Origin of the sequence: Lysobacter helvus, assembly GCF_018406645.1 — a bacterium.
Lineage (GTDB): Bacteria > Pseudomonadota > Gammaproteobacteria > Xanthomonadales > Xanthomonadaceae > Noviluteimonas > Noviluteimonas caseinilytica.
Genome location: NZ_AP024546.1, coordinates 1,260,490 through 1,285,278, shown reverse-complemented (window position 1 = coordinate 1,285,278; position 24,789 = coordinate 1,260,490). Strand labels below are relative to the sequence as shown.

The window sequence follows — 24,789 nt, the reverse complement described above, 5'->3', positions numbered from 1 at the left end:
CTCGCCCCCCAACTTATCCACAGCGCGATCCCCGTGGTCGCGCCGCTGGGTCGTCGACGAGATCCGCTGCTTTATGGAAGCCTGGCCACGTTGTCTCGAGCGTCTCGAAGCCGAATTCCCGGCCGAGGACGTGCACACCTGGCTCAAGCCCCTGCAGGCCCGGCTCAATGACGAGGGGCTGGTGCTCTACGCGCCCAACGCCTTCGTGATGGAGGAAGTGCGGGAGCGTTACCTGCCCCGCATCCGCGAGCTGGTGGCCCATTTCGCCGGCGACGCCGGGGTGAGCCTGGAAATCGGTGCGATCAAGCGCGCGCCCACCGCCGGCGCCATTTCGATGGGTACGGCGCCGACGATGCGCACGCCGATGGCCGAGGCCTTCCAGGGCAATCTGGATTCGCATTACACGTTCGACAACTTCGTCGAGGGCCGCAGCAACCAGCTGGGCCGCGCGGCCGCGTTGCAGGCCGCCAACAAGCCCGGCGACCGCGCCCACAACCCGTTGCTGCTGTACGGCGGCACGGGCCTCGGCAAGACGCACCTGATGTTCGCCGCCGGCAATTTGATGCGCGAGAACAATCCGCAGGTGCGCGTGATGTATTTGCGCAGCGAGCAGTTCTTCAGCGCGATGATGAAAGCGCTGCAGGACAAGGCCATGGACGGATTCAAGCGGCAATTCCAGCAAGTGGATGCGCTGCTGATCGACGACATCCAGTTTTTCGCGGGGAAAGACCGCACGCAGGAAGAGTTCTTCCACACGTTCAACGCGCTGTTCGACGGCAAGCAGCAGATCATCCTGACGTGCGATCGGTATCCGCGCGAAGTGGAAGGCCTGGAGCCGCGGTTGAAGTCGCGCCTGGCGTGGGGCCTGTCGGTCGCCATCGAACCGCCGGACTTCGAGACGCGCGCGCAGATCGTGCTGTCGAAGGCGCGCGAGCGCGGCGCCAACCTGCCGGAAGACGTGGCGTTTTTGATCGCCAAGAAGATGCGGTCGAACGTGCGCGACCTCGAGGGTGCGCTCAACACGCTGTCGGCGCGCGCCAACTTCACGGGCCGCGCGATCACGCCGGAATTCGCGCAGGAGACGCTGCGCGACCTGCTGCGTGCGCAGCAGCAGGCGATCGGCATCCCCAACATCCAGAAGACCGTGGCAGACTACTACGGCTTGCAACTGAAGGATCTGTTGTCGAAGCGGAGGACGCGTTCGCTGGCTCGTCCGCGCCAGGTGGCCATGGCGCTGACGAAAGAGCTGACCGAACACAGTCTTCCGGAGATTGGCGACGCGTTCGCCGGTCGCGACCACACGACCGTCCTGCACGCCTGCCGGCAGATCAAGGGGCTGATGGAGACCGACGGCAAGCTGCGGGAAGACTGGGACAAGCTGATCCGCAAACTCAGTGAATGAGTGCGGGGGAAGCTGTGGATAAGGCAGGGTGCGACCCAGGGCCTGAAACTTTATCCACAGCTTGTCCCGGAACCGCAGGATCAGTTGTACACGCTTTGCTCACGTCGATAAACGCAACAGGATCAACGAGTTAAGCGAGTTCCACCCAGATTTTCGAAACACCAAGCACCACCAGTTTTTGATTTATCCATCCTTCCAGAGCTTGGATCCGGGGAACCAGACCGCATGCGTTTCAGCCTGCAACGCGAAGTCTTCCTGAAGCCGTTGGCGCAAGTCGTCAATGTCGTCGAACGTCGCCAGACCTTGCCGGTCCTTGCCAACCTGCTGGTGCAGGTCAAGCAGGGCCAGCTCTCGCTGACCGGCACCGACCTGGAAGTGGAAATGGTGGCGCGCCACGCCGTCGACGATGCGCAGGATGGGGAAACCACCATCCCGGCACGCAAATTGTTCGAGATCGTCCGTGCCCTGCCCGATGGCAGCAAGGTCACGGTCTCGCAGTCCGGCGACAAGATCACAGTGTCGGCGGGTCGCAGCCGGTTCACGCTGGCCAGCCTGCCGGCCAACGATTTCCCGTCGGTCGATGAAGTCGAAGCCACCGAGCGCGTGCGCGTGCCGGAGGCCGGGCTGAAGGAACTGATCGAACGCACCGCGTTCGCGATGGCCCAGCAGGACGTGCGCTATTACCTCAACGGCTTGCTGTTCGACCTGCGCGACAAGTCGCTGCGCTGCGTGGCCACCGATGGCCATCGCCTGGCGTTGTGCGAGTTGCCGCTCGAGGGCGGTGCGCAGTCCAAGCGCCAGATCATCGTGCCGCGCAAGGGCGTGCAGGAATTGCAGCGCCTGCTGGAAGGCGGCGACCGCGAGCTCGAACTCGAAGTCGGCCGCAGCCACATCCGCGTCAAGCGCGACGATGTGACGTTCACCAGCAAGCTGATCGACGGCCGTTTCCCGGATTACGAAGCGGTGATCCCGATCGGTGCGGACCGCGAGGTCAAGGTCGATCGCGAAGTCCTGCGTGCGGCCCTGCAGCGCGCAGCCATCCTGTCGAACGAGAAGTACCGCGGCGTCCGCGTCGAGGTATCCCCGGGCCAGCTGCGCATCAACGCGCACAACCCGGAGCAGGAAGAAGCGCAGGAAGAGATCGAAGCCGATACGCGCGTCGACGGCCTGGCGATCGGTTTCAACGTCAATTACCTGCTGGATGCGCTGTCGGCATTGCGCGACGAGCAGGTCGTCCTCCAGCTGCGCGACGCCAACTCTTCCGCCCTCGTCCGCGAGGCGGGCAACGAGAAGTGCCGCCACGTGGTGATGCCGCTCCGGCTCTGATGCGGACGGTTGTGTTCCACGTGGAACGGATGCGAACGCCCGGCCTGGTCCGGGCGTTCTGCTTTGCGCGGGGTGATGTGTGCGCGTGACCCGGCTCGACATCGGTGGATTGCGCCGGTTCGGCCAGGTCACGCTGGCCCCGGGCCCCACGCTAAACCTCATCACGGGCGATAACGGCGCCGGGAAGACCTCGATCCTGGAAGCCATGCACCTGATGGCCTACGGGCGCAGCTTCCGGGGCAGGGTGCGGGATGGGCTGATTCGCGAAGGCGCGCCTGCCGTCGAAATCTTCGTGGAATGGATCGAAGCGGCCGGGCGGATCCGCCGCGCCGGGCTCCGGCATTCCGGCCAGTCGTGGGAAGGCCGCCTGGATGGCGCCTCCGTGGGGCATCTGGGCGAACTCTGCGCGGCCTTGGCCGTCGTGACCTTCGAACCCGGCAGCCACGGCCTGGTGACGGGCCCGGCCGAAACCCGCCGCCGCTTGCTCGATTGGGGCCTGTTCCACGTGGAACTTGATTTCCTCCGGGTCTGGCGGCGGTATGCACGGGCCCTGAAGCAGCGGAACGCTTTGCTAAAGGCCGGCGCAAGGCCCGCTGAACTCGACGGTTGGGAGGCGGAACTCGCCGACAGCGGTGAAACCATCACCCGCAGCCGCGAGGCCTACCTCCAGCAATGGCAGCCGTTGTTCGCCACGGAGGCTGCTTCGCTGGCGCCGGCACTGGGCACGACCTCACTGACCCTCCAGCCCGGGTGGCGCCACGAAGAGATGCGCCTGGCGGATGCGCTGCTGCTGGCCCGCGGCCGCGACCAGCTGGCGGGCTTCACGAGCGTCGGCCCGCATCGCGCGGACTGGAAGATCGGGCTTTCCGCGCTGCCAGGTCGCGAAGCGCTCTCGCGCGGACAGGCGAAGCTCACCGCGCTGGCGCTCCTGTTGTCGCAAGCCCGCCTGCACGCCGAGCTCGCCGGCGAGTGGCCCGTGATCGCGCTCGACGACCTGGCCTCCGAACTCGATCGCCACCACCAGGCCCGCGTCGTGCAGGGCCTCATCGACACCGGCGCGCAGGTCTTCGTCACCGGCACCGAAGCGCCCGCGGCCTTCGAACACCTCACCGAAGCCGGCGGCCATCCGATCGCGCGCTTCCATGTCGAACAGGGCCGGCTGCGCGCTGAAGGCGACGCGCGCTGAGGCGCAGCGGGACGGCCTTGGCGGCCTGCGTTTGGTAGACTGCACGCCATCCATAGCTAATGTGTCTCGACGCGCGCCACGCGCGTCGCGGGAGCCCCAAGCCGAATGTCGCAGCAAGAGCACGATGCGGGCGAAATGCCCAGCGTTCCGAACAGCACGTACGACTCCAGCAAAATCACCGTCCTGCGCGGCCTCGAGGCCGTTCGCAAGCGTCCCGGCATGTACATCGGCGACGTGCACGACGGCACCGGCCTGCACCACATGGTGTTCGAGGTCGTCGACAACTCGATCGACGAAGCGCTCGCCGGCCACGCGACGGAAGTCAACGTCACGCTGCACGAAGACAACTCCGTGTCGGTGTCAGACAACGGGCGCGGCATTCCCGTGGACATCCACAAGGAAGAGGGCATTTCCGCGGCGGAAGTGATCCTCACCGTGCTGCACGCGGGCGGCAAGTTCGACGACAACAGTTACAAGGTGTCGGGCGGCTTGCACGGCGTGGGCGTGTCGGTCGTCAACGCGCTGTCCGAGCACCTGTGGCTCGACATCTGGCGCGACGGCCACCACTACCAGCAGGAATACGCACTCGGCGAATCGCTGTATCCGCTGAAGCAACTCGAGGCCTCGCCCAAGCGCGGCACGCTGCTGCGCTTCAAGCCGGCCAGCGCGATCTTCACCGACGTCGAATTCCACTACGACATCCTGGCCAAGCGCCTGCGCGAACTGTCGTTCCTCAACTCCGGCGTGCGCATCACGCTGACCGACCTGCGCGTGCGCGAGGACGGCAGCGAGGGCAAGCGCGACGTGTTCGAGTACGAGGGCGGCATCCGCTCCTTCGTCGAGCACCTGGCGCAGCTCAAGACGCCGTTGCACCCCAACGTGATCTCCGTGTCCGGCGAAATGAACGGCATCACGGTGGACGTCGCGCTGCAGTGGACGGACTCGTACCAGGAAACGATGTTCTGCTTCACCAACAACATCCCGCAGAAGGATGGCGGCACGCATCTCATCGGCTTCCGTGCCGCACTCACGCGCACGCTGTCGAACTACATCGAACAGAACGGCATCGCCAAGCAGGCCAAGATCACGCTGTCGGGCGACGACATGCGCGAAGGCATGATCGCCGTGCTGTCGGTGAAAGTGCCGGATCCCAGCTTCTCGTCGCAGACCAAGGAGAAGCTGGTCTCGTCCGAGGTTCGCCCCGTCGTTGAGAGCACGTTCGGTGCACGTTTGGAGGAGTTCCTGCAGGAACACCCCAACGAGGCCCGCGCCATCGCCGGCAAGATCGTCGACGCCGCCCGCGCCCGCGAAGCCGCCCGAAAGGCCCGCGACCTGACGCGCCGCAAGGGCGCGCTCGATATCGCCGGCCTGCCCGGCAAGCTCGCCGACTGCCAGGAAAAGGATCCCGCGCTCTCCGAACTCTTCATCGTCGAGGGTGACTCGGCGGGTGGCTCGGCGAAGCAGGGCCGCAACCGCAAGACCCAGGCGATCCTCCCGCTGAAGGGCAAGATCCTCAACGTGGAACGCGCGCGCTTCGACCGCATGCTCGCCAGCGCGGAAGTCGGCACGCTGATCACCGCGCTCGGCACCGGCATCGGCAAGGACGAATACAACCCGGACAAGCTGCGCTACCACCGCATCATCCTGATGACCGACGCCGACGTGGACGGCTCGCACATCCGCACGCTGCTGCTGACGTTCTTCTATCGACAGATGCCGGAGCTGATCGAGCGCGGCCACATCTACATCGGCCTGCCGCCGCTGTACAAGATCAAGCAGGGCAAGAACGAGTTGTACCTGAAGGACGATGCGGCGCTCGACGTCTACCTGGCGAACAACGCGGTCGACGGCGCAACGCTCATCCCCGCCGACGGCGAACCGCCGATCGACGGCGCAGGCCTCGAGAAGTTGCTGCTTGCCTACGCCGGCGCGCGCGATGCGATCTCCCGCAACGCGCATCGCTACGAGTCCGCGCTGCTGGAATCGCTGATCGATTTCGTGCCGCTGGATGCCGCGCAACTCGCCGATCCGGACGCGCTGCGCCCGCAGCTCGACGCGCTCGAACAGCGCCTCAACAAGGGTGGCCTGGGCAAACCGCGCTATCGCCTCGAAGTGCACGGCGCCACCGAAGCGCGTCCGGCCGCGCTCGTCATGCGTCGCATGCACATGGGCGAAGAGCTGGTGCAGATCCTCCCCGTCGCCGCGTTCGAAACCGGCGAGCTGCGTTCGGTGCGCGAAGCCGCGACAATGCTGCACGGCCTGGTGCGCGACGGCGCGCAGATCGTGCGTGGCAATCGCGCGCAACCGATCGCGCGCTTCGCCGATGCGCAGGCATGGCTGATGGACGAAGCGAAAAAGGGTCGCCAGATCCAGCGCTTCAAGGGCCTCGGCGAAATGAATCCCGAGCAGTTGTGGGACACGACGGTCAATCCGGAAACGCGTCGCCTCCTGCAGGTGCGCATCGAGGACGCCGTCGCCGCGGACCAGATCTTCTCGACGCTCATGGGCGACGTTGTCGAACCGCGTCGCGAGTTCATCGAAGACAACGCGTTGAAGGTCGCCAACCTCGACGTGTGATCGCTCGAACCGGGGCCCGCAAGTGGCCCCGACCTGACCGGCCCCCCAACGGGGCCGCTGTCGAAGCGGCGGTTTGACACCGACTTCAGGCCCGTTGGCCTATTAAGCTCCGCATCCCACACTGGAACGGAGTCCCCGACGCCCATGCCGCAGCGCCTGAAGCTTGCCGTCCTCGCCGGTGCCATCGCGATCTCCGTCGTCGCCTGCGCCACCACGACCTCGCCCACCGGGCGCACCCAGTACGTCGGCGGCGTCTCGCAGGAGCAGCTCAACGAGCTCGGCGCGCAGGCCTTCAATGAGGTGAAACAGCAGAAACGGCAGAGCACCGACGCACGCCAGGTGCGCTACGTGCAGTGCGTCGTTTCCACGATCACGCGCCAGCTTCCGCCGAACTGGCAGGGCGGTTGGGAAAGCGCGGTGTTCGTCGATCCGGAACCCAATGCCTTCGCGCTGCCCGGCGGCAAGGTGGGCGTGTACACCGGCATCTTCACCGTCGCGCGCGACCAGGATCAGTTGTCGGCCGTCATCGCGCACGAGATCGGCCACGTCGTCTCGCGCCACCACGACGAACGCATCACGCGCCAGATGGGCGCGCAAGGTGCGGTGCAACTCGTCGGCGCATTGTTAGGTTCCCGTTACGGCGAAGGCGCAGGCAACGCCGCGATGCAGGGCGGCAGCGTGCTCGCGCAGACGGGCTTCCTGTTGCCGGGTTCGCGCGAACAGGAATCGGAAGCCGACATCGTCGGCCAGCAACTCATGGCGCAGGCGGGCTTCGATCCTCGCGGCGCCATCGCGCTGTGGCAGAACATGATTGCGGCCACCAATGGCCAACGACCGCCGCAGTGGCTGTCGACGCACCCGAACCCCGAAAGCCGCATCCGCGAGTTGCAGCAACGCGCTGCGTCGTTGATGCCCGTGTTCGAACAAGCCCGCGCGGCAGGACGTCGTCCCGCCTGCGGGTGAATCTTTCCACCCCCGTCGCGGGCATGGTGCTGTAACTCCGCGACGGCTTTCTGCTAGCGTGACGCCCCCCCGGCCTTGCGCCCCCACCAGCAGCGTCGCTGCCGCATGAGGTTTTCGCCATGACCCGATCCTTCCGCCATCGTCCGCTCGTCATCGCGGCTGGTGTTTTCCTCGCCGCTTCCTTCGTCGCCCCCGTGTTTGCGCAGAACAGCGGCGCCGCCGCGCCGACCATGCGCGAGCAGCGCGAAAAGCGCATGCAGGAACTGGGCAAGGCCAAGGAATCGAAGAAGGAAGCTGCAGCCGAAGCCCAGATGTATCCCAACGCCACGCGCCAGTCGCCGGAAGCGAAGGCGAAGGGCAAGAACCTCAAGGCCCTGCAGGAATTGCAGGACCTTTACGCGAAGGAAGACCACGCCGCCGTGCTCGCGAAGGCCGACCAGATCGCCAACGCGGCCGACGCCAATGCGTACGAGAAGTCCTTCTCGTGGCAGCTCGCCGCCGCCACCGCCGCCGACATGCACGACGACGCGAAGGCCGCCGACTACTTCAAGAAGTCGCTCGACGCCAACGGCCTCGAGAACAACAGCCACTACCAGGTGATGTACAACCTGGCGGTCGAGCAGTACCAGCTCAAGCAGTACGACGCCGCGCTCGCCACGCTCGATCGCTTCTCGGCGGAAACCAAGTCGGACAAGCCGGAACTGCAGCAGATGCGCGCCGGCATCCTCGCCAACCTCGGCCGTACCGATGACGCGGTGAAGGCGTACGAAGACCAGTTGGCGAAGAATCCGAACGACAAGAAGGCGCTGATGAACGCCGTCGCCACGTACCAGCAGGCGAACCAGTTCGACAAGGCGAACGCGTTGCTCGAAGGCGCGTACAAGAAGGGCATGCTCACCGACGCGAAGGAAATCCGCGCGCTGTACGTGGGCTACTTGAACGCCGAGCGCTTCAAGGATGCGCAGGCCGTGATGGAAGAAGGCCAGGCCAAGGGCATCCTCACGCCGGGCCCGGAATTGGCGAAGGATTACATGGTCCTGGGCCAGAACGCTTATTACAAAGGCAGCGACAGCGACGCGATCGGTTTCTACAAGAAAGCCGCGTCGATGGCGAAGGATGGCGAGGCCGATCTCAACATGGCGAAGATCCTCCGCGACCAGGGCAAGACGGCCGAAGCGAAGGCTGCTGCTCAGGCTGCGCTCTCCAAGGGTGTCCAGAAACCGCAGGAAGCCAAGGAAATCCTCGGCGGATGAGCACCATCACAGACCGCGGGTTTGGCATTGGTGTCAGCCCGCGGAGTTGGTATATCCTTGGAAATTCCCGCGGCCGCCTACGTGACGGCCTGCATTGCAATCCGGCGCGACCATGGCGTCGGGCCCTCACCCCCGAGCCTCGCGCATGACGGAACACTCGCCGCATACCGACAAGAGCGACCGCCAGTCCCTCAACTGGCCTCGCATTGCCGGCATCTCTTTCGTGATCGCACTGCATGTGGCGGCGCTGATGCTGCTGCTCATGCCGGTGGCCCCCCCGGGCGCCCAGGTGGAGGAGGAGGAAGTGACCCTGGTCAACTTCATCAAGCCGCCGCCGCCGCCCCCGCCGCCGCCGCCGCCGCCGCCGGAACCGCCCAAGACGATCCAGCTCAAGCCGCAGACCGTGCCGAAGCCGAGCCCGTTGCCGCCGCCGCCGGAAGAGCCGCCGGTCGTGTTCGACGAGCCCTCGCCGGTCGACGTGCAGGCCCCGCCGCCGGCGCCGCCCGCGCCGCCGGCCGCGCCCGCAGGTCCTGCACGCGATTCGAGCGACTTGCGTGCGAGCATCTGCGTGATGCCCCCGCTGGCACCGTTGCAGGCCGCAGTCGGCCGTGCGCGGATCCAGGGTTCGATGAAGCTGCTGCTGGCCTTCCAGGCCGACGGCACCGTCACCAGCGCCGAAGTCCAGCAGAGCAGTCGCGACCGCAACGTGGACCGTGCCGCACAGAGCTGGGCCCGCCGTATCAAGTTGTGCCCGGGCGCTCCTGGCTCGGGTGTGTTGCCGCTGGACCTCAAGTAACTTTGCTCCCCTCGTAATTCCATTCTTTCCAGACAGAAGGTAAGCGTCATGCTGCAGGAAACCACCAACGCCGTTGCTGCGACCGGAAGCAACGCCGACGCGCTCAAGCAGATGGGCGTCGACCATCTGGCCCGCGAGATGCTTGCGCATCCGGGTGACTACGTCGTCCAGCTGGTCGTGGCCACCACCCTCGTGATCATGTCCGCGATGTCGTGGTACTGGATCGTGATCAACCTCATCAAGAACGTCCGCCTGCGTGGCAGCGCCGATCGTGTCGTCACCACGTTCTGGGAAACCCCGAACGCGCAGGACGCGATCCGCTTCATGGAAGAGCAGAACAAGAGCGAACCGTTCTCGAAGATCGCGCTCGACGCTGCCCAGGCCGCCGCGCACCACCAGCGTCACGAAGGTTCGCGCCTCGTCGAGTCGCTGAACCGCTCGGAGTTCGTTGACCGCGCGCTGCGCCAGGGCGTGACCCGCGAATCCTCGCGCCTCGAGAACGGCCTGACCGTGCTCGCCACCGTCGGTTCGACCGCGCCGTTCGTCGGCCTGCTCGGTACCGTGTGGGGCATCTACGGCGCGCTGATCAAGATCGGTGCCACCGGCCAGGCGTCGATCGACGCGGTCGCCGGCCCCGTGGGTGAAGCGCTGATCATGACCGCCGTCGGTCTGTTCGTCGCCATCCCGGCGGTGCTCGCGTACAACTTCTTCGTGCGCCTCAACCGCGTCACGAACAGCAAGTTCGACACGTTCGCGCATGACCTGCACGACTTCTTCGCCACCGGCGCGCGCGTCGGCGAAATCCCGGTCAAGCGCTGAGCAGTCGAGCAACCTGACGGAGTACGCCCATGGCCTTCAGTTCTGGCAACGAAAGCGGCGGCCCCATGGCCGAAATCAATGTGACGCCCCTCGTGGACGTCATGTTGGTGCTGCTGATCATCTTCATGATCACCGCGCCCTTGATGTCGCATAAGGTCAAGGTGGAGTTGCCCAAGGCGACGCTCAACAACATCGAGACCAAGCCGATTGTCGTGCAGCCGATCACCATCACGGTGACGGAGGCCGGCAACCTGTACTGGAACGATCAGCCGACCACGAAGGACCAGGTCGAGAGCAAGCTCTCGGTCGAGGCCCAGAAGACCCCGCAGCCGCCCATCAACGTGCGCGGCGACCGGACCACGAAGTACCGCGTGGTGCAGGAAATCGTGCAGATCGCCCAGAACCAGGGCATGCGCAAGGTCGGCTTCGTCGCCGAGAAAGAACGGCAGTGAGCCGGGAGGAATAAGACATGGCATTTAGTTCCGGTGGCGGCGGTGGCCCGATGGCCGATATCAACGTCACGCCGCTCGTCGACGTGATGCTGGTGCTGCTGATCATCTTCATGGTGACGGCGCCCACGTTGTCGTACCCGATCGACATCGACCTCCCGCAGAAGTCGACCAACCCGCCGCCGCAGACCAAGGAACCGCCGCCGCCGATCGCCCTGCGCATCGACGCTTCGGGCCAGGTGTTCTGGAACGAAGCGGCGCAGCCGATCTCGGCGCTCGAAAACCTGATGGAGGTCGAAGTGAATCGCGACCCCACCAACCAGCCGCAGCTTGAAATCGATACGAGCCCGGACGCCGATTACGGCGTGCTGGCCAAGGTCCTGGCCTCCGCGAAGAACGCGGGCATGATCAAGATCGGTTTCGTGCAGAAGGGCTGACGCACCAAACACAGACGCATACGCTTTACCTATCTGGTTTCGACGCCGCCGCAAGGCGGCGTCTTTTTTTGTGCGCGCGACGGAATCCCGTGTCGCACAAGCGCACGCGCCTCACCCGTGCGCGATCGCTTCCAGGTAACGTCGCACTGTCGCATCCAGCCCGGCATACAAGGCATCGCCGATCAGCGCGTGCCCGATCGACACCTCGAGCACGTCCGGCACGCCCTGCAGGAACGCCGCGAGATTCCCTTGGCTCAAGTCATGCCCGGCATTGACGCCAAGCCCCACGGCCTGCGCACGCCGCGCCGTTTCCGCGCACAACGCGATCGCCGCGCGCGCATCGCCGCCCGCATGCGCCGCCGCGAACGGCCCCGTATACAACTCGATGCGCTGCGCGCCGACTTCAGCGGCGCGCTCCACGTCCGGGCATCCCGCATCGACGAACAAACTCACGCGACATCCCAACGCACGCAGCTCCGCGACGCGTTCGCGCAACGCGCCCAGGTCGCCTGAAAAATCGAACCCGTGGTCCGACGTGATCTGCCCGTCCGAATCCGGCACCAACGTCGCCTGCGCCGGGCGGACATCGCCGCACAAGGCCGCGAACCCCGGATATCCCACGCGCGGCGGCGCGAACGGATTGCCTTCGAGATTGAATTCCACGCCGCGCGATTGCGTGAGCACCGCGAGCGCGTAGACGTCTTCTGCGCGGATGTGCCGCGCATCGGGCCGCGGATGCACCGTGATCCCGTGTGCGCCCGCATCCAGGCACGTGCTGGCCGCACGCACGACATCCGGCTCGTCGCCGCCGCGCGAATTGCGCAGCACCGCAATCTTGTTGACGTTGACGCTCAGCTGGGTCGGCATGGCGCGGAGCTTACCGCGCCGCGGAACTCACGACGCGGGCGGCTCGGCCTGCGAGGCGGCGGCCTTGCGCGCTTCGGCCTGCTCGCGCAGTCGGCGCAGTTCGACCGGATCGATCATCGCGATGTCGTCGCGGCTGCGGGCGCCGGCGCGCGCCGCGTACAGGCCCAGCACCCACGCGACCATCAGCAGCAGCGCGGCCAGCAGGCACACGCCCATCAGCACGCCGGAGCTCGTCGTGGCAGCGACCGCCATGGCCCCGATCGCCAACGCCAACATCAGCCAATGCATGTGGTGACCCCTCGTCTGGACGGGTCGGAGTTTACGCCGCTCACAGCAGGGGCGACACCAGCCGGGCGAGCGCTTCCGGCAATCGTGACCGCCATAACGGACGCGCCCGGTCGTCGCGCACGCGGGGCGCCAGGGCGAAATCCAGTTCGATCACCCGTTCCAGTTCCGAGGCCACCCGCGCGTCGTGGAACAGCAGCGACACCTCGAAGTTGAGCCGGAAACTGCGGTGGTCGAAATTGGCGCTGCCGATGATGGCCAGCGTGTCGTCGACCAGCAGCGTCTTGCTGTGGAGCAGGCGCGGGCCGTATTCGTACACGCGCACGCCCGCGGCCAGCAGGTCGTCGAAATACGACCGCGCCGCGTAGGTCACCAGCTTCGAATCGCTCATCTTCGGCACGAGCAAGCGCACGTCCAGACCGCCCAGCGCCGCGGAGGTCAGCGCCATCATCGCTGCCTCGCCCGGCACGAAATACGGCGTGGTCAGCCACACGCGGCGCTGCGCGGAATGGATCGCGCCCACGTGCAACCGGTGGATCGCCTCCCACGGCGAATCCGGGCCCGAGGCCACCACCTGCACCGGATAGTCGCCCGTCGCGAACGCCGGCGCCGGCGGCATCACCGGCGGATGCCCGGTGGCATACGCCCAGTCTTCTACGAACACCGCCTGCAGCGCGCGCGTCACTTCGCCTTCGACGCGCACGTGCACGTCGCGATACGCATCGCTGCGCAGGCGCTCGTCCTCTTCGTCGGTGACGTTGATGCCACCCGTGTAGCCGATGCATCCGTCGATCACGACGATCTTGCGATGCGTGCGCATGTTGAGCCACGGCCGGCGCCAGAACCGCCCGAGCCGCATCGGATGGAACCACGAGAACTGCCCGCCCGCTTCGAGCAGCGGGTCGAAGAAGCGCGACTTCGTCTTCGCCGAGCCCACCGCATCCAGCAGCAAGCGCACCTGCACGCCTGCAGCAGCGCGTTCGATCAAGGCATCGCGCAGCGCCGTGCCGGTGCGATCGGCCAGGAAAATGTAGTACTCGACATCGATCGAATGCTGCGCCTTCGCGACGTCCTCCAGCAGCGCGGTGTACTTCGCACCACCATCGAGCAGCAGGCGCACGTCGGTCGCGGTGGTCGGCGGCAGGCTGGTGGTCGACACGCCCAGGCGCGACAACTCGCGCGCGATGAGGTCGCCCGGCGTCGTCGCCGACAGCTTCGGCGCACGGCTGCGCGCGCGCCGGATCCGGTGCCGCGTGATCCGCTGCGGCCCGAGGTAGTGGTAGATGATGAAGCCCACGTACGGCAGCAGCGCCAGGCCCAGCAGCCAGCTCATCGTCGCCGCCGGCTCGCGTTTCTGCAGCACGATCCAGCTGCCCAGGCCCACGAGGTACGCCGCCCAGCCCACCGTCAGGTAGACGCCGAGGTTCGGGATCGCGAGCAGCCAGTGCCAGGCAGCGACGAGGGTGGCGAGCATGAAAGGTTCAGGCGTGTCGCACGCGTTGCGACCGCGCGAGCGTACCCTAGCGCCGTGGACGACGCGCGCAAGGCAACCGCGCCGATCAAGGGCCGGGGTGCGGCCTCGCGGGTGGCGGGACGGTTCGAGAAAACGACCCGTACCGGCGAGGACGATGGCTGGGGATCGGTGTACGACGAATCGATCGACGGCAGCGATGCGCTGCCGCCGCACCCCGCCACGCACGTCACCGAAGAACGCGCGCGCTCCATCGTCACGCGCAACGACTCGCCTGACGTCGGCTTCAACGTCTCGCTCAATCCCTATCGCGGCTGCGAGCACGGATGCGTGTACTGCTTCGCGCGTCCCTCGCATGCGTACCTGGATCTCTCGCCCGGCCTCGATTTCGAAACGAAGCTCTACGCGAAGACCAACGCCGTCGAACGCCTGCGCGCGGAACTCGCCAAACCCGGTTACGTCGCCGAACCGATGGCCCTCGGCATCAACACCGATGCCTACCAGCCCATCGAGCGCCGCTACCACATCACGCGCGATGTCCTGGAAGTGCTCGCCGAAACGAAACACCCCGTCAGCTTCGTCACCAAGAGCGGCCTGATCGAACGCGACGTCGACCTGCTCGCCCGCATGGCGAAGGACCGCCTCGTCAGCGTGTACTTCTCGATCACAACGCTCGACAACCACCTGGCATCGAAGATGGAACCGCGCGCCACCGCACCGCACGGCAAGCTGCGCGCGATGCGTGCGCTGCACGAGGCCGGCGTGCCGGTCGGCGTCATGGTGGCGCCCGTCATTCCGATGATCACGGACCACGAACTCGAACACATCCTCGAAGCCGCGAAGGATCACGGCGCCGGCGCCGCGGGCTACACGCTGCTGCGCCTGCCGCACGAGCTCAAGGACGTGTGGCGCGAATGGCTCGAGCTGCACTATCCCGAGCGCGCCGCGCACGTGATGAGCCTGATCCGCCAGATGCGTGGCGGCAAGGACTACGACAGTCGGTTCGGCACGCGCATGCGCGGCGAAGGTCCGTTCGCCCAGCTGCTCCAGCAGCGTTTCCGCAAGGCGCATGCGCGGCTCGGGTTCGGGCGCCTGCCGCCCCTGGATGCCAGCCACTTCGTCCCGCCGCGCAAGCCGTCGCCGCAGGCCGAATTGTTCTGAGGCCACCCCGGCCGCGCGCCGGTTGCGTACACTCGGGCCTTCGTCGTCGCCGGCCCCCACCGTGACTTCGCACCTTCCGCCGCAAACCGATGCCTTCACCGACGCCGCGCTCGCCGACCGCGTGCGCGCGCTCGAAGCCGAATGCGCCGCCCTGCGCGCCGAACACGCCACGCTCGCGCTGGGCCTGTCGCACGACCTGCGTGCACCGCTGCGCACCATCGACAGCTTCGCGTACCTGGTCGAACAACGCAGCGGCGACGCATTGGACGACACCGCGCGCGACCACCTGCGCCGCGTGCGCGACGCCGGCGCGCGCATCGCGCGGCTCACCGCGCGCCTGCAGGCCTACCTCAATGCCGGCAGCGCCCCGATGCAACGTGCGCCCGTCGACCTGACATTGCTCGCCGACTGGTGCGTCGCCGAACTGCGCGACGCCAGGCCCGCGCGCGACGCCGACATCGCGATCGCCCCCGGCCTGCAGGCGATCGGCGACGAACGCCTGCTGAAGACCGCGCTGCACGAACTGCTCCACAACGCGTGGACCTACGCGCGCCCAGACGCCCCCGTCGCCTTGCGCATCGACGGCGAACGCACGCCGGACGGCATGCGCCTGCACATCCGCGACGCGGGCATCGGCTTCGACATGCAGCACGCGGGGAAGCTCGGCGAGCCGTTCCAGCGCTTGCACGCCGCCGATTTTCCGAACGGCGCCGGCCTCGGCCTCGCCATCGCGCGCCGCATCCTCGCGCGGCACGGCGGCACGCTCGCGCTCGAAGGCGTGCCGAACGGTGGCGTGCACGTGCAGGCGTGGCTGCCCGATGGAGACGCGTCGTGACGCTCGCACCCGTGCTGCTCGTCGAAGACAACCTCGACGACATCGAACTCACGCGCCTGGCGTTCGACGAAGCCGGCATCGTGCATCCGCTGGTGGTCGTGCACGACGGCGCGCTGGCGCTCGACTGGCTGTTCGCGCGCGGCGTGCATGCCGGCCGCGATCGCACACTGAAGCCCGCGCTCGTGTTGCTGGACCTCAACCTGCCCAAGCTGGACGGCCGCGACGTGATGCAGGCCATCCGCGCGGAAGACGCCTTCCGCGACCTTCCGGTGGTCGCGCTGAGCAGCAGCGGCGAACCCTTCGACATCGACACCAGCTTCGCGTCCGGCGTCGACAGTTACCTGCAGAAACCCGTGGACTTCGCACGCTTCGTCGAAGACATGCGGCGCCTCAAGGGGCAGTGGCTGGAAGACTAGCCGCCGAGGTCACGCGACCGCGGGCGCGCCCTTGGCGTCGTGCGCGCGATGGTACTGCGTCGCCGCTTCCACTTCCTCGCGCGAGCCCAGGAACACCGGCACGCGCTGGTGCAGGTGCGTGGGCGCGACATCCAGCAAACGCGTGCGGCCGTCGGTGGCGGCGCCTCCGGCCTGTTCGATCAGGAGGCTCATCGGGTTGGCTTCGTACATCAGCCGCAGCTTGCCGGCCTTCGACGGATCCTTGCGATCCCACGGATAGATGAAGATGCCGCCGCGCGTGAGGATGCGATGGACGTCGGCGACCATGCTGGCGATCCAGCGCATGTTGAAGTTCTTGCCGCGCGGGCCGGTCTCGCCCGCGAGCAGGTCGCGCACGTAGTCCTGCATCGGCGCTTCCCAGTGGCGCTGGTTCGACATGTTGATCGCGAATTCCTTCGTCGCCGCCGGCACGCGCATGTCGCGCGTGGTGAGCACGAACGACCCCTGCTCGCGATCCAGCGTGAACGCATGCGTGCCGTGGCCGATCGTCAGCACGAGCATCGTGCTCGGCCCGTAGATGCAGTAGCCGGCCGCGACCTGCGCGGTGCCGGGCTGCAGGAAGTGCACGTCTTCCGGCTGCGTCACGCCGTCCGGGCAACGCAGCACCGAGAAGATGGTGCCCACCGACACGTTGACGTCGATGTTGCTGCTGCCGTCGAGGGGATCGAACAGCAACAGGTACGCGCCGCGCGGATAGACGTCCGGGATCGGCTGGCAGTGGTCCATCTCTTCCGACGCACACGCGGCGAGATGGCCGCCCCATGCATTGGCTTCGAGCAGCACGTCGTTGGCGATGACGTCGAGCTTCTTCTGCGCCTCGCCCTGGATGTTGCCGCTGCCGGCTTCGCCGAGCACGCCACCGAGCGCGCCCTTGGCGACGGATACCGAGATCGACTTGCACGCACGCGCGACGACTTCGATCAGCAGGCGCAGGTCGGCCTGGATGTGGCCGGCGCGCTCTTCCTCGATGAGGTGGCGGGTCAGCGAGATGGAAGGAACGGAGCGGGGCGTATCAACCATCGGCGTGGTCTCGGGGGCGGCGTGGGACGCCTATTGTCGCCCAGCCCGCGGCCCCGGTGCCTCGCGTCGCCGTGATCCTCAGCCGGCCGGCGGGTGCACGCGGAACACCGCGCGGTCCCGGTACGGCGGCAGCGGGTCCACCACGTACCCGGCCGCTTCGATGCGGGCGCGGATGGCCGGCCACGTGGCAAGCTTGCAGATCCAGACCGAGCCCGCCTCGTGCTCGGCCAGTTCCTGCTCCAGCAGTTCGTCGTAGACGCGGTTGAACGGCGACTGCGGCAGCGGCGCGAGCGCGATCTTCTCGATGTGCGTGCCCGTGCCCAGGTGCAGGTGCATCCCGTAGCGCGCCATGTCTTCGACGAACACCACTTCGTGCACCGGCCCGCCGTTGCGTTCGCGGATGGCATCGGCCCACTTCGCCGCATCCTTGTGCGTGGGCCACAGCCCGGCGGCGAACTGCACGCCCAGCAACAGCACCACCCACGCCCCGATCCAGCGCAGGCGCGGCAGCGGCCGGCCTTCGCGCGTGCGCTGCATCCCGACCAGCAACGCCAGCGGCGCGAACAGCGGCAGGATGTACAGCGGCATGCGCGAACGCGCGATGCAGAACACGAGCAGCGGCACCAGCACCCACAACGCCAGCAGCAACCACGGCGCATCGGTGGCGCGCGCTTGCGGCTCGCGCCACCAGCGCCGCACGCTCGCGGGCAGCGTGCGCGCCCAGCGCAGCAACGTCATCGTCCACGGCAGCGTGCCCACCAGCAGCGTCGGCACGTAGATCGCGGCCCATCCGTACCATTCGCCGTGGCGCGCGAATTCGTTGGTGGTGACGCGATTCACCACTTCATCGCCGATGAAGTAATGGAACAACCCCGGATTGTTGAGCACCACCGCGACATACCAGGGCAGCGCCAGCAACGCGAACACCAGCAGGCCCGACCACTGGAACAGGCGATGCATCTGCCGCCCCGGCATCACCAGGTCGTACGCCAGCAACGCGAGCATCGGCAGCAGCGCAGGCGGGCCCTTCGTGAGGAACGCGAGCGCGAAGCCCGCCCACATCGTCGCCAGCCACCAGCGTGGATGCGCGCTGCCGAAGCGCGCCTGCACGAACCCATGGATCGCCAGCGTCGAACACGCCGCGAGGATGAAATCGGTGGTGATCAGCCCCGCTGCACCGATCGGCAGCAACATCGTCGCGTACGCGAGCGCGGCCGGCGCTTCGCTGCCGGGTGCGATGCGGCGTCCCATGCGCCACACCAGCCACGCGCACAACAGGAACGACACCGCCGACGGCAGGCGCGCGGCCCAGGGGTTCGGACCGAACACCGCAACGCTGGATGCGATCGCCCAGTACGTGAGCGGTGGCTTGGTCCAGTGCCCGACTTCTTCGTTGCGACGTGGATTGAGCCAGTCGCCGCTGTCGAGCATGTTGAGCGCGACGTTGGTGTAGCGGCCTTCGTCCGGATCCCAGATGCCGCGCTGGCCGAGGAACAACAACCCGAGCACGAGCGCGATGGCCGCGATCCAGATGGCGGGCCTGCCCAGCACGGCGTTGCGAATATCGGTCACCCGGTTCAACCCTGCGCGATCTGGGAGAACCATTCTTGCAGGTTGTAGTGGTCGCTGACCCGCTGGATGCGTCCGTCGCGCAGTGCGAAGAACGCGGCGCCCGGCATCCGATAACGCTGGCTGTTCGCGGGTGGCATGCCGATGTCGTCCGCGATGTATTCGCCGACGACCGTGTATTCGGCGGCCGCGTGCGTGCCGTCGGCCGAGGCGAGCAGGCGGATGTCCACCAGCTGCTCGAGGTAGCAGTACTCCATGCGCTGCAGGAATTCGCGGAACGCGGCCTTGCCGACTTCGCGCGGGCCCTGGTTGAGCTCGTGCACCACGTCTTCGGCAAGCATCGCCACCGCACCGGCGGGGTCGTGCCGGTTGAGCGCTTCGTAATACGCGCGCAGCGTGGTGAGCGCGCGCGCGTGCGGATCCGGGTGGCCGGCGTCGTTCACGCGCGGCTCGCGAACCACGTCGCGGCGGCAGCCAGGTCGACGTTGCCGCCCGAGAGGATGGCGCCGACGCGCAGGCCCTGCAGCCGTTGCCGATGTTGCAGCAGCGCAGCGAGCACGGTGGCCGACGAAGGTTCGACGACTTGCTTCAACCGCGTCCACAACAGGCGCATCGCGTCGATCGTCGCGGCGTCGTCGACGACCAGCACCTGCGGTGCATGCGCCTGCAGCAACGCGAAGTTCGGTTCGCCGAGCGTGCCGCGCAGGCCATCGCAGATGGTGTCCGGGGTGAAATCGACGACGCGATGTCCCGCGGCAAGCGACGCCGCGGTTTCCGCCGCGCCCGCGGGCTCGGCGAGGAACAACATCGACTGCGGCGCCATCGCGCGCAAGGCGAGCGCGGTGCCGGACGCAAGACCGCCGCCACCGACGGGCACGATCACCGCGTCGAGCGCGCCGTCGCACTGGTTGAGCAGTTCGAGCGCGGCGGTGCCCTGGCCGGCGATCACGCGCGGATCGGTGTACGGATGCACGAGGACCGCGCCGGTGTCGCGCTGCACGGCGGCGCAGGCGGCTTCGCGCGCGGCGATCGTCGCGGCGCAGTGGTGCAACGTGGCGCCGTAGGCTTCGATCGCGACCAATTTCGACAGCACCGCGCCCTCGGGCACGACCACGTGGCACGCGATCCCGCGCGAACGCGCGGCCAGCGCGAGTGCCGCGCCATGGTTGCCGGAGGAATGCGTGACCACGCCGCGCGCGGCCTGTTCGTCGGTCAGCGACCACACCGCATTGCACGCGCCGCGGAACTTGAAGGCGCCGCCACGTTGCAGGTGTTCGGCCTTCCAGTGGACTTCCGCGCCGATCAGCGTGTCCAGGGTGCGCGAACGCAGCACCGGGGTGACACTGGCGAACGGCACGATCCGCGCCGCGGCGGCGAGGACGTCGCCGAACGCCGGCAAGGTCTGGGCTGGGGGGTTCATGGCTCCGAATGCTAAACGCTGATCACACGAAGCAGGGAGTACAACGGCGTTGCCGGGAAAAATTAAGCACGGATTCAACGCCCCGGGCGGAACCTCCGTCCACGAACAGGGGATCGACATGACCATCCAGAGAATCCTGCCGCTCGCGGCCGCCCTATTCCTCGGCGGCTGCGCGGGGGCCTACACCTACCAGTCCGGCAACGGCAGCGGCGACTACTACTACGGCGACCCGCGCGTGGAATACCGCTACCACACGCCCAGCGGCGTCTACGGCAGCTACAGCCCGTATGGCTACGGCTACGGTTACGGCGCCTATGGCTACGGCTACGGCGGGTACTACGGCGCCTGGGATCCCTATCGTCATTCGCGCCACTACGTCGGTCCGCGCTACTACCACGGGCCCTACGTGTACGGGCCTTATGGCTACCCCTCCGGATACACGGGTCCGAACCACTACTACCCGCAGCAACGCTACGTCCCGCGCCAGCCGCGCCCGAACCACGGCTATCGCCCATATCGCCCGCCGGGCGTGACCGGGCCGAACATCGGTGTCTCCCCGCCGCCCCCGCCGCCGTCCTTCCCGGCGCCGCAGTCGTTCCCGACCCCGCAGTCGTTCCCGACGCCGCGCAGCCAGGGCAATGCGGCCGAAGGTCGCACCGAACGCGCAAAGATCCGGACCGAAGGCAAGGAAGAGTGACGCAGGAGGGTTGCACCCGGGGGAAGACAGTCGCACAGTAGGCCCCGAGTGACCGGCTACGTCGCTTTGCGACGCAAGCCGCGGCAGGCCGCCCATGTCGACGCCCCTCGGGGACCCACGGATCCCCCCTGTTCCGCACCTCGCGGGGCGTCGGCCACCCAACGCGCAAGGCGGCCCTGCGCGCATCGCGCCTGGTGCCAGGCAAATCGCAGACAAAAAAAGGGGCCGAACGTCCCCCGACATTCGGCCCCGCGCTTCCCCTACATGTAACGCTGCCGGCCCCTGTTCCAATCCGGCGGCGCACTGGGCGCCTTGTCATGTCGGGTGCATGGGATATGTCGCAGGAAGCGTGCCAACTTTTTCGCAAGCACGTTCAGCAACCTTGACGCACACGCGCGGGACTAGAATGCGCGCGCCCGGAGCCTTTCGTTTTCGCCATGACGTCCCCTTTCTTCCGCCATGACGTGATCGTGATCGGCGGCGGCCACGCCGGCACCGAAGCCGCGCTCGCGGCCGCCCGCGCCGGCGCACGCACGCTGTTGCTCACGCACAACGTCGAGACGGTCGGCGCGATGAGCTGCAACCCCGCGGTCGGCGGCATCGGCAAGGGACACCTGGTCAAGGAAATCGACGCACTCGGTGGCGCGATGGCGCGCGCCGCCGATGCCGCCGGCATCCAGTGGCGCACGCTGAATGCGTCGAAGGGTCCCGCCGTGCGCGCCACGCGGTGCCAGGCCGATCGTTCGCTGTATCGCGCCGCGATCCGCCGCATCGTCGAAACGCAGCCCAACCTCACCGTCTTCCAGGCGGCCGTCGACGACCTGTTGATCGACGGCGACACCGTCCGCGGCGCGATCACGCAAACCGGCCTGCGCTTCGAAGCGCCCGCCGTCGTGCTGACCGCCGGCACCTTCCTCGCCGGCAAGATCCACGTCGGCGAAACGCAGTACGCCGCCGGCCGCGCCGGCGATCCGCCCGCCACCACGCTGGCCGCGCGCCTGCGCGAGCGTCCCTTCGTCGTCGACCGGTTGAAGACCGGCACGCCGCCGCGCATCGACGGCCGCACGCTCGATTACGCGGTGATGGAAGAACAACCCGGCGACGATCCGCGCCCGGTGATGTCCTTCGTCGGTTCGCACGACGACCACCCGCGCCAGGTCTCGTGCTGGATCACGCACACCAGCGAACGCACGCACGACATCATCCGTGGCGCGCTCGATCGCTCGCCGCTGTACACCGGCCAGATCGAAGGCATCGGCCCGCGCTACTGCCCCTCGATCGAAGACAAGGTGGTGCGCTTCGCCGAAAAGGCCTCGCACCAGATCTTCGTCGAGCCCGAAGGCCTCGACGTCGCCGAGATCTATCCCAACGGCATCTCCACGTCGTTGCCGTTCGACGTGCAGCTCGCGCTCGTGCAGTCGATCCGCGGCTTCGAGCGCGCGCACGTCACGCGCGCCGGCTACGCGATCGAATACGACTTCTTCGATCCGCGCGGGCTGAAGGCCTCGCTGGAAACCAAGACCGTGTCCGGCCTGTTCTTCGCCGGCCAGATCAACGGCACCACCGGTTACGAAGAAGCCGCCGCGCAGGGATTGCTCGCCGGCCTCAACGCCGCGCGCCACGTGCAGCAGCGCGACGCGTGGTCGCCGCGCCGCGACGAGGCGTACCTGGGCGTGCTGGTCGACGACCTCGTCACCCACGGCACCAACGAGCCGTACCGCATGTTCACCTCGCGCGCCGAATACCGCCTGCAATTGCGCGAAGACAACGCCGACCTGCGCCTCACGCCGACCGGCCGCGACCTCGGCCTCGTCGACGACGCACGCTGGTCGCGCTTCGAAGCCAAGCGCGAGGCGATCGAACGCGAATCGAATCGCCTGCGCAGCACCTGGGCCACGCCGACCAACGCGCTCGGCCGCGAACTCGAGGCCACCCTCGGCATCACGCTCACGCGCGAAGCCAACGCGCTCGACCTGATGAAGCGGCCCGAGCTCGACTACGCGAAGCTGATGACCGTGCCCGCGCTCGCCCCCGGCGTCGACGACGCCAAGGTCGCCGAGCAGGTCGAAATCGGCGTGAAGTACGCCGGTTACCTGGATCGCCAGCGCGACGAAATCGCGCGCCAGCAGAAACACGAAACCACGCCGATCCCCGACGCGTTCGATTACGCCGGCGTGCGCGGCCTGTCCGCCGAAGTGCAGCAGAAGCTCGCGCGCGTGCGGCCGCAGACGATCGGCCAGGCGCAACGCATCCCCGGCATGACGCCCGCGGCGATCTCCTTGCTGCTCGTGCACCTGTCCCGCGCACGCGCCACGCGCGTCGCCTGATCCTGACGCCGCCTGCGCCGCGGCCGGAGTACGCTCGCGCCATGAACCGACCGGCCCCCGTTTCGATCGCCGCAAGCACGCTCGCCTGCGCGCTGCTCCTCGCCGCCTGCCAGCGCGACGCGGGCACCGCACCCGCCGCCGCGGTCACGCCGGCCACCGCTGCGAAACCCGGCACGCTGGTCGTCAACGAATGGGCGCTGCCCACCGTCGACGGCGCCGCGCAGCCGGATCTCGCCGTCGGCCCCGATGGCCGCCTGCTCCTCAGCTGGATCCGGAAACTCGGCGATCGCAACGCGCTCGTCTATGCCACCTACCTCGGCGACGACACGTGGGAATCGGCGCCAAAGACCATCGTCGTCGGCCGCACGCTCAGCGCCAACTGGGCGAACACGCCGCACATCCTGATGACCGAAGACGGCGGCCTGTGGGCGCACTGGTTGCAGGCGCCGGCCAACGCCGCCTCGCCGCACGCCTCCGACGTGCTGCTCACGCGTTCGCCCGACAACGGCGTGCACTGGTCCGCGCCCGTCGCCGTCAACGACGATGCCACCGGCACCGAACACGGCTTCGTCGCGTTGTGGCCCGCGGGCCAGGACACCCTCGGCATCGCGTGGCTCGATGGCCGCAACACCGCGGGCGCCGGGCACATGCACGGCGGCGAAGCGACGAAGGTTGCGATGTCCACCGCACACGCCGGCCACGACGAACACGACGAGCACGCCGGCGAAATGACCGTCCGCGGCGCGATGTTCGACGCCGCGATGAAGCGCAGCGACGACGTCGAGATCGACGCCTCCACCTGCGACTGCTGCGGCACCGACGTCGCCGCCACGCCGCGCGGCGCCTTGCTCGTGTACCGCGATCGCACCGCGGACGAAATCCGCGACATCGTCGCCGTCCGTCGCGGCGCGAAGGCCTGGGGCACGCCCGTCGTCGTGCATGCCGATGGCTGGAAGATGCCCGCGTGCCCGCTCAACGGCCCCGCGGTCGCGGCCAATGGCAACAACGTCGCGGTCGCCTGGTATACGGCGCCGGGAGAACACCCGATCGTGCGCCTGGCGCGCAGCGCGGATGCGGGCGACCACTTCGACGCCCCGCTCGACGTGGATGCCGGCCCGATGGTGCAGGGCCGCGTCGACGTCGCGATGGACGACAGCGCCACCTGGCTCGTGTGGCTGCGCGAAGACGCCCGCGGCCAGTCGCTCCAGCTCGCGCGCTTCGACGCCAAGGGAAGCAAGCCGCAGCAGATCGAAGTCGCGCGCCTGCAGGGTCGCGGCCGCGGCACCGGATTCCCCAAGCTCGCCGTGCGTCGCGGCGTCGCCTTCGTGGCGTGGACCGACATCGTCGAAGGCCGCACGCGGCTGGCCGGCGCCAAGGTCGGCCTGGCGCCCTGAGCGCGAAAAGCGAGACGCGTCTCCCAGAACCTGACTGCGAGCCACCGACCCATGACCGGTGGCACTGTGACGTTGCGTTT

Annotated in this window: 23 protein-coding genes; 16 read left to right on the top strand and 7 right to left on the bottom strand. The window is 67.7% G+C overall.

Features of this window, described 5'->3' with window-relative positions; all coding sequences use genetic code 11:
- Positions 1-73: 73 nt before the first annotated feature.
- The 10 genes from dnaA (at position 74) to LYSHEL_RS06260 (ending at position 11,208) form a co-directional block, all read left to right on the top strand.
- Entirely contained in the window at positions 74-1,402 is a 1,329-nt protein-coding gene (gene dnaA / locus LYSHEL_RS06305; RefSeq protein WP_213436809.1) for a chromosomal replication initiator protein DnaA, read from the top strand.
- Between the two features lie 225 nt (positions 1,403-1,627).
- Positions 1,628-2,728 (top strand): DNA polymerase III subunit beta, encoded by a 1,101-nt coding sequence (gene dnaN, locus LYSHEL_RS06300; RefSeq protein ID WP_213436807.1) that lies wholly within the window; start codon positions 1,628-1,630, stop codon positions 2,726-2,728.
- 79 nt (positions 2,729-2,807) lie between these two features.
- The gene (gene recF / locus LYSHEL_RS06295) at positions 2,808-3,914 is read left to right on the top strand and encodes a DNA replication/repair protein RecF (RefSeq protein WP_213436805.1); all 1,107 of its coding nucleotides are present in this window, start codon (positions 2,808-2,810) and stop codon (positions 3,912-3,914) included.
- A gap of 135 nt (positions 3,915-4,049) precedes the next feature.
- A complete protein-coding gene (gene gyrB, locus LYSHEL_RS06290) occupies positions 4,050-6,491 on the top strand; it encodes a DNA topoisomerase (ATP-hydrolyzing) subunit B (protein WP_407075176.1) in 2,442 nt (813 codons plus the stop codon).
- A 156-nt stretch (positions 6,492-6,647) separates the two neighbouring features.
- On the top strand, positions 6,648-7,454 hold the full coding sequence (locus LYSHEL_RS06285; RefSeq protein ID WP_407075175.1) for a M48 family metallopeptidase: 807 nt from the start codon (positions 6,648-6,650) through the stop codon (positions 7,452-7,454).
- A 119-nt stretch (positions 7,455-7,573) separates the two neighbouring features.
- Positions 7,574-8,707, top strand: a complete 1,134-nt coding sequence (locus tag LYSHEL_RS06280) for a tetratricopeptide repeat protein (protein WP_213436799.1) — start codon at positions 7,574-7,576, stop codon at positions 8,705-8,707.
- A gap of 145 nt (positions 8,708-8,852) precedes the next feature.
- The gene (locus tag LYSHEL_RS16070) at positions 8,853-9,503 is read left to right on the top strand and encodes an energy transducer TonB family protein (protein ID WP_213498477.1); all 651 of its coding nucleotides are present in this window, start codon (positions 8,853-8,855) and stop codon (positions 9,501-9,503) included.
- Positions 9,504-9,551: 48 nt separating this feature from the next.
- The gene (locus LYSHEL_RS06270; protein ID WP_213436794.1) at positions 9,552-10,322 is read left to right on the top strand and encodes a MotA/TolQ/ExbB proton channel family protein; all 771 of its coding nucleotides are present in this window, start codon (positions 9,552-9,554) and stop codon (positions 10,320-10,322) included.
- A gap of 29 nt (positions 10,323-10,351) precedes the next feature.
- Positions 10,352-10,774, top strand: coding sequence for an ExbD/TolR family protein (locus LYSHEL_RS06265; RefSeq protein ID WP_213436792.1), 423 nt, complete (start codon positions 10,352-10,354; stop codon positions 10,772-10,774).
- A gap of 17 nt (positions 10,775-10,791) precedes the next feature.
- Positions 10,792-11,208: an ExbD/TolR family protein gene (locus LYSHEL_RS06260; protein ID WP_213436790.1), complete on the top strand. Its 417-nt coding sequence runs from the start codon at positions 10,792-10,794 to the stop codon at positions 11,206-11,208.
- A gap of 111 nt (positions 11,209-11,319) precedes the next feature.
- Here LYSHEL_RS06260 and LYSHEL_RS06255 read toward each other — a convergent pair whose 3' ends face one another.
- The 3 genes from LYSHEL_RS06255 to cls are packed head-to-tail and all read right to left on the bottom strand — an operon-like array spanning position 11,320 to position 13,834.
- Positions 11,320-12,075 (bottom strand): pyridoxine 5'-phosphate synthase, encoded by a 756-nt coding sequence (locus LYSHEL_RS06255; protein ID WP_213436788.1) that lies wholly within the window; start codon positions 12,073-12,075, stop codon positions 11,320-11,322.
- A 27-nt stretch (positions 12,076-12,102) separates the two neighbouring features.
- Positions 12,103-12,363 (bottom strand): hypothetical protein, encoded by a 261-nt coding sequence (locus LYSHEL_RS06250; RefSeq protein ID WP_213436786.1) that lies wholly within the window; start codon positions 12,361-12,363, stop codon positions 12,103-12,105.
- 40 nt (positions 12,364-12,403) lie between these two features.
- On the bottom strand, positions 12,404-13,834 hold the full coding sequence (cls, locus tag LYSHEL_RS06245; RefSeq protein ID WP_213436784.1) for a cardiolipin synthase: 1,431 nt from the start codon (positions 13,832-13,834) through the stop codon (positions 12,404-12,406).
- A 54-nt stretch (positions 13,835-13,888) separates the two neighbouring features.
- On the opposite strand from cls, the gene LYSHEL_RS06240 reads away from it, so the two are divergent.
- The 3 genes from LYSHEL_RS06240 (at position 13,889) to LYSHEL_RS06230 (ending at position 16,243) form a co-directional block, all read left to right on the top strand.
- Complete coding sequence (locus LYSHEL_RS06240) at positions 13,889-14,992, top strand: PA0069 family radical SAM protein (protein ID WP_213436782.1); 1,104 nt, start codon at positions 13,889-13,891, stop codon at positions 14,990-14,992.
- 61 nt (positions 14,993-15,053) lie between these two features.
- Positions 15,054-15,827 carry a sensor histidine kinase gene (locus LYSHEL_RS06235; RefSeq protein WP_213436780.1) on the top strand — a complete coding sequence of 258 codons (774 nt, stop codon included), beginning with the start codon at positions 15,054-15,056 and terminating at the stop codon, positions 15,825-15,827.
- Positions 15,824-16,243, top strand: a complete 420-nt coding sequence (locus LYSHEL_RS06230) for a response regulator (RefSeq protein WP_213436778.1) — start codon at positions 15,824-15,826, stop codon at positions 16,241-16,243. Before LYSHEL_RS06235 ends, LYSHEL_RS06230 begins: the two co-directional genes overlap by 4 nt.
- A gap of 9 nt (positions 16,244-16,252) precedes the next feature.
- Here the strand turns inward: LYSHEL_RS06230 and LYSHEL_RS06225 are convergent, their stop codons facing one another.
- The 4 genes from LYSHEL_RS06225 to LYSHEL_RS06210 form a co-directional block, all read right to left on the bottom strand.
- Positions 16,253-17,302 carry a class 1 fructose-bisphosphatase gene (locus tag LYSHEL_RS06225; protein WP_213436776.1) on the bottom strand — a complete coding sequence of 350 codons (1,050 nt, stop codon included), beginning with the start codon at positions 17,300-17,302 and terminating at the stop codon, positions 16,253-16,255.
- A 78-nt stretch (positions 17,303-17,380) separates the two neighbouring features.
- Positions 17,381-18,874 carry an ArnT family glycosyltransferase gene (locus LYSHEL_RS06220; protein ID WP_244858690.1) on the bottom strand — a complete coding sequence of 498 codons (1,494 nt, stop codon included), beginning with the start codon at positions 18,872-18,874 and terminating at the stop codon, positions 17,381-17,383.
- Between the two features lie 5 nt (positions 18,875-18,879).
- Positions 18,880-19,314: a ketosteroid isomerase-related protein gene (locus LYSHEL_RS06215; protein ID WP_213436772.1), complete on the bottom strand. Its 435-nt coding sequence runs from the start codon at positions 19,312-19,314 to the stop codon at positions 18,880-18,882.
- Positions 19,311-20,291 carry a threonine/serine dehydratase family protein gene (locus LYSHEL_RS06210; RefSeq protein WP_213436770.1) on the bottom strand — a complete coding sequence of 327 codons (981 nt, stop codon included), beginning with the start codon at positions 20,289-20,291 and terminating at the stop codon, positions 19,311-19,313. The genes LYSHEL_RS06215 and LYSHEL_RS06210 overlap by 4 nt, the downstream gene beginning before the upstream one ends.
- Positions 20,292-20,409: 118 nt before the next feature.
- Between LYSHEL_RS06210 and LYSHEL_RS06205 the strand changes: the two genes are divergently transcribed.
- The 3 genes from LYSHEL_RS06205 to LYSHEL_RS06195 all read left to right on the top strand — a co-directional run bounded on the left by LYSHEL_RS06205 (position 20,410) and on the right by LYSHEL_RS06195 (position 24,709).
- The gene (locus LYSHEL_RS06205) at positions 20,410-20,988 is read left to right on the top strand and encodes a hypothetical protein (RefSeq protein WP_213436768.1); all 579 of its coding nucleotides are present in this window, start codon (positions 20,410-20,412) and stop codon (positions 20,986-20,988) included.
- Between the two features lie 437 nt (positions 20,989-21,425).
- Positions 21,426-23,315: a tRNA uridine-5-carboxymethylaminomethyl(34) synthesis enzyme MnmG gene (gene mnmG, locus LYSHEL_RS06200; protein ID WP_213436766.1), complete on the top strand. Its 1,890-nt coding sequence runs from the start codon at positions 21,426-21,428 to the stop codon at positions 23,313-23,315.
- Between the two features lie 41 nt (positions 23,316-23,356).
- Positions 23,357-24,709, top strand: coding sequence for a hypothetical protein (locus LYSHEL_RS06195; protein WP_213436764.1), 1,353 nt, complete (start codon positions 23,357-23,359; stop codon positions 24,707-24,709).
- Positions 24,710-24,789: the final 80 nt, after the last annotated feature.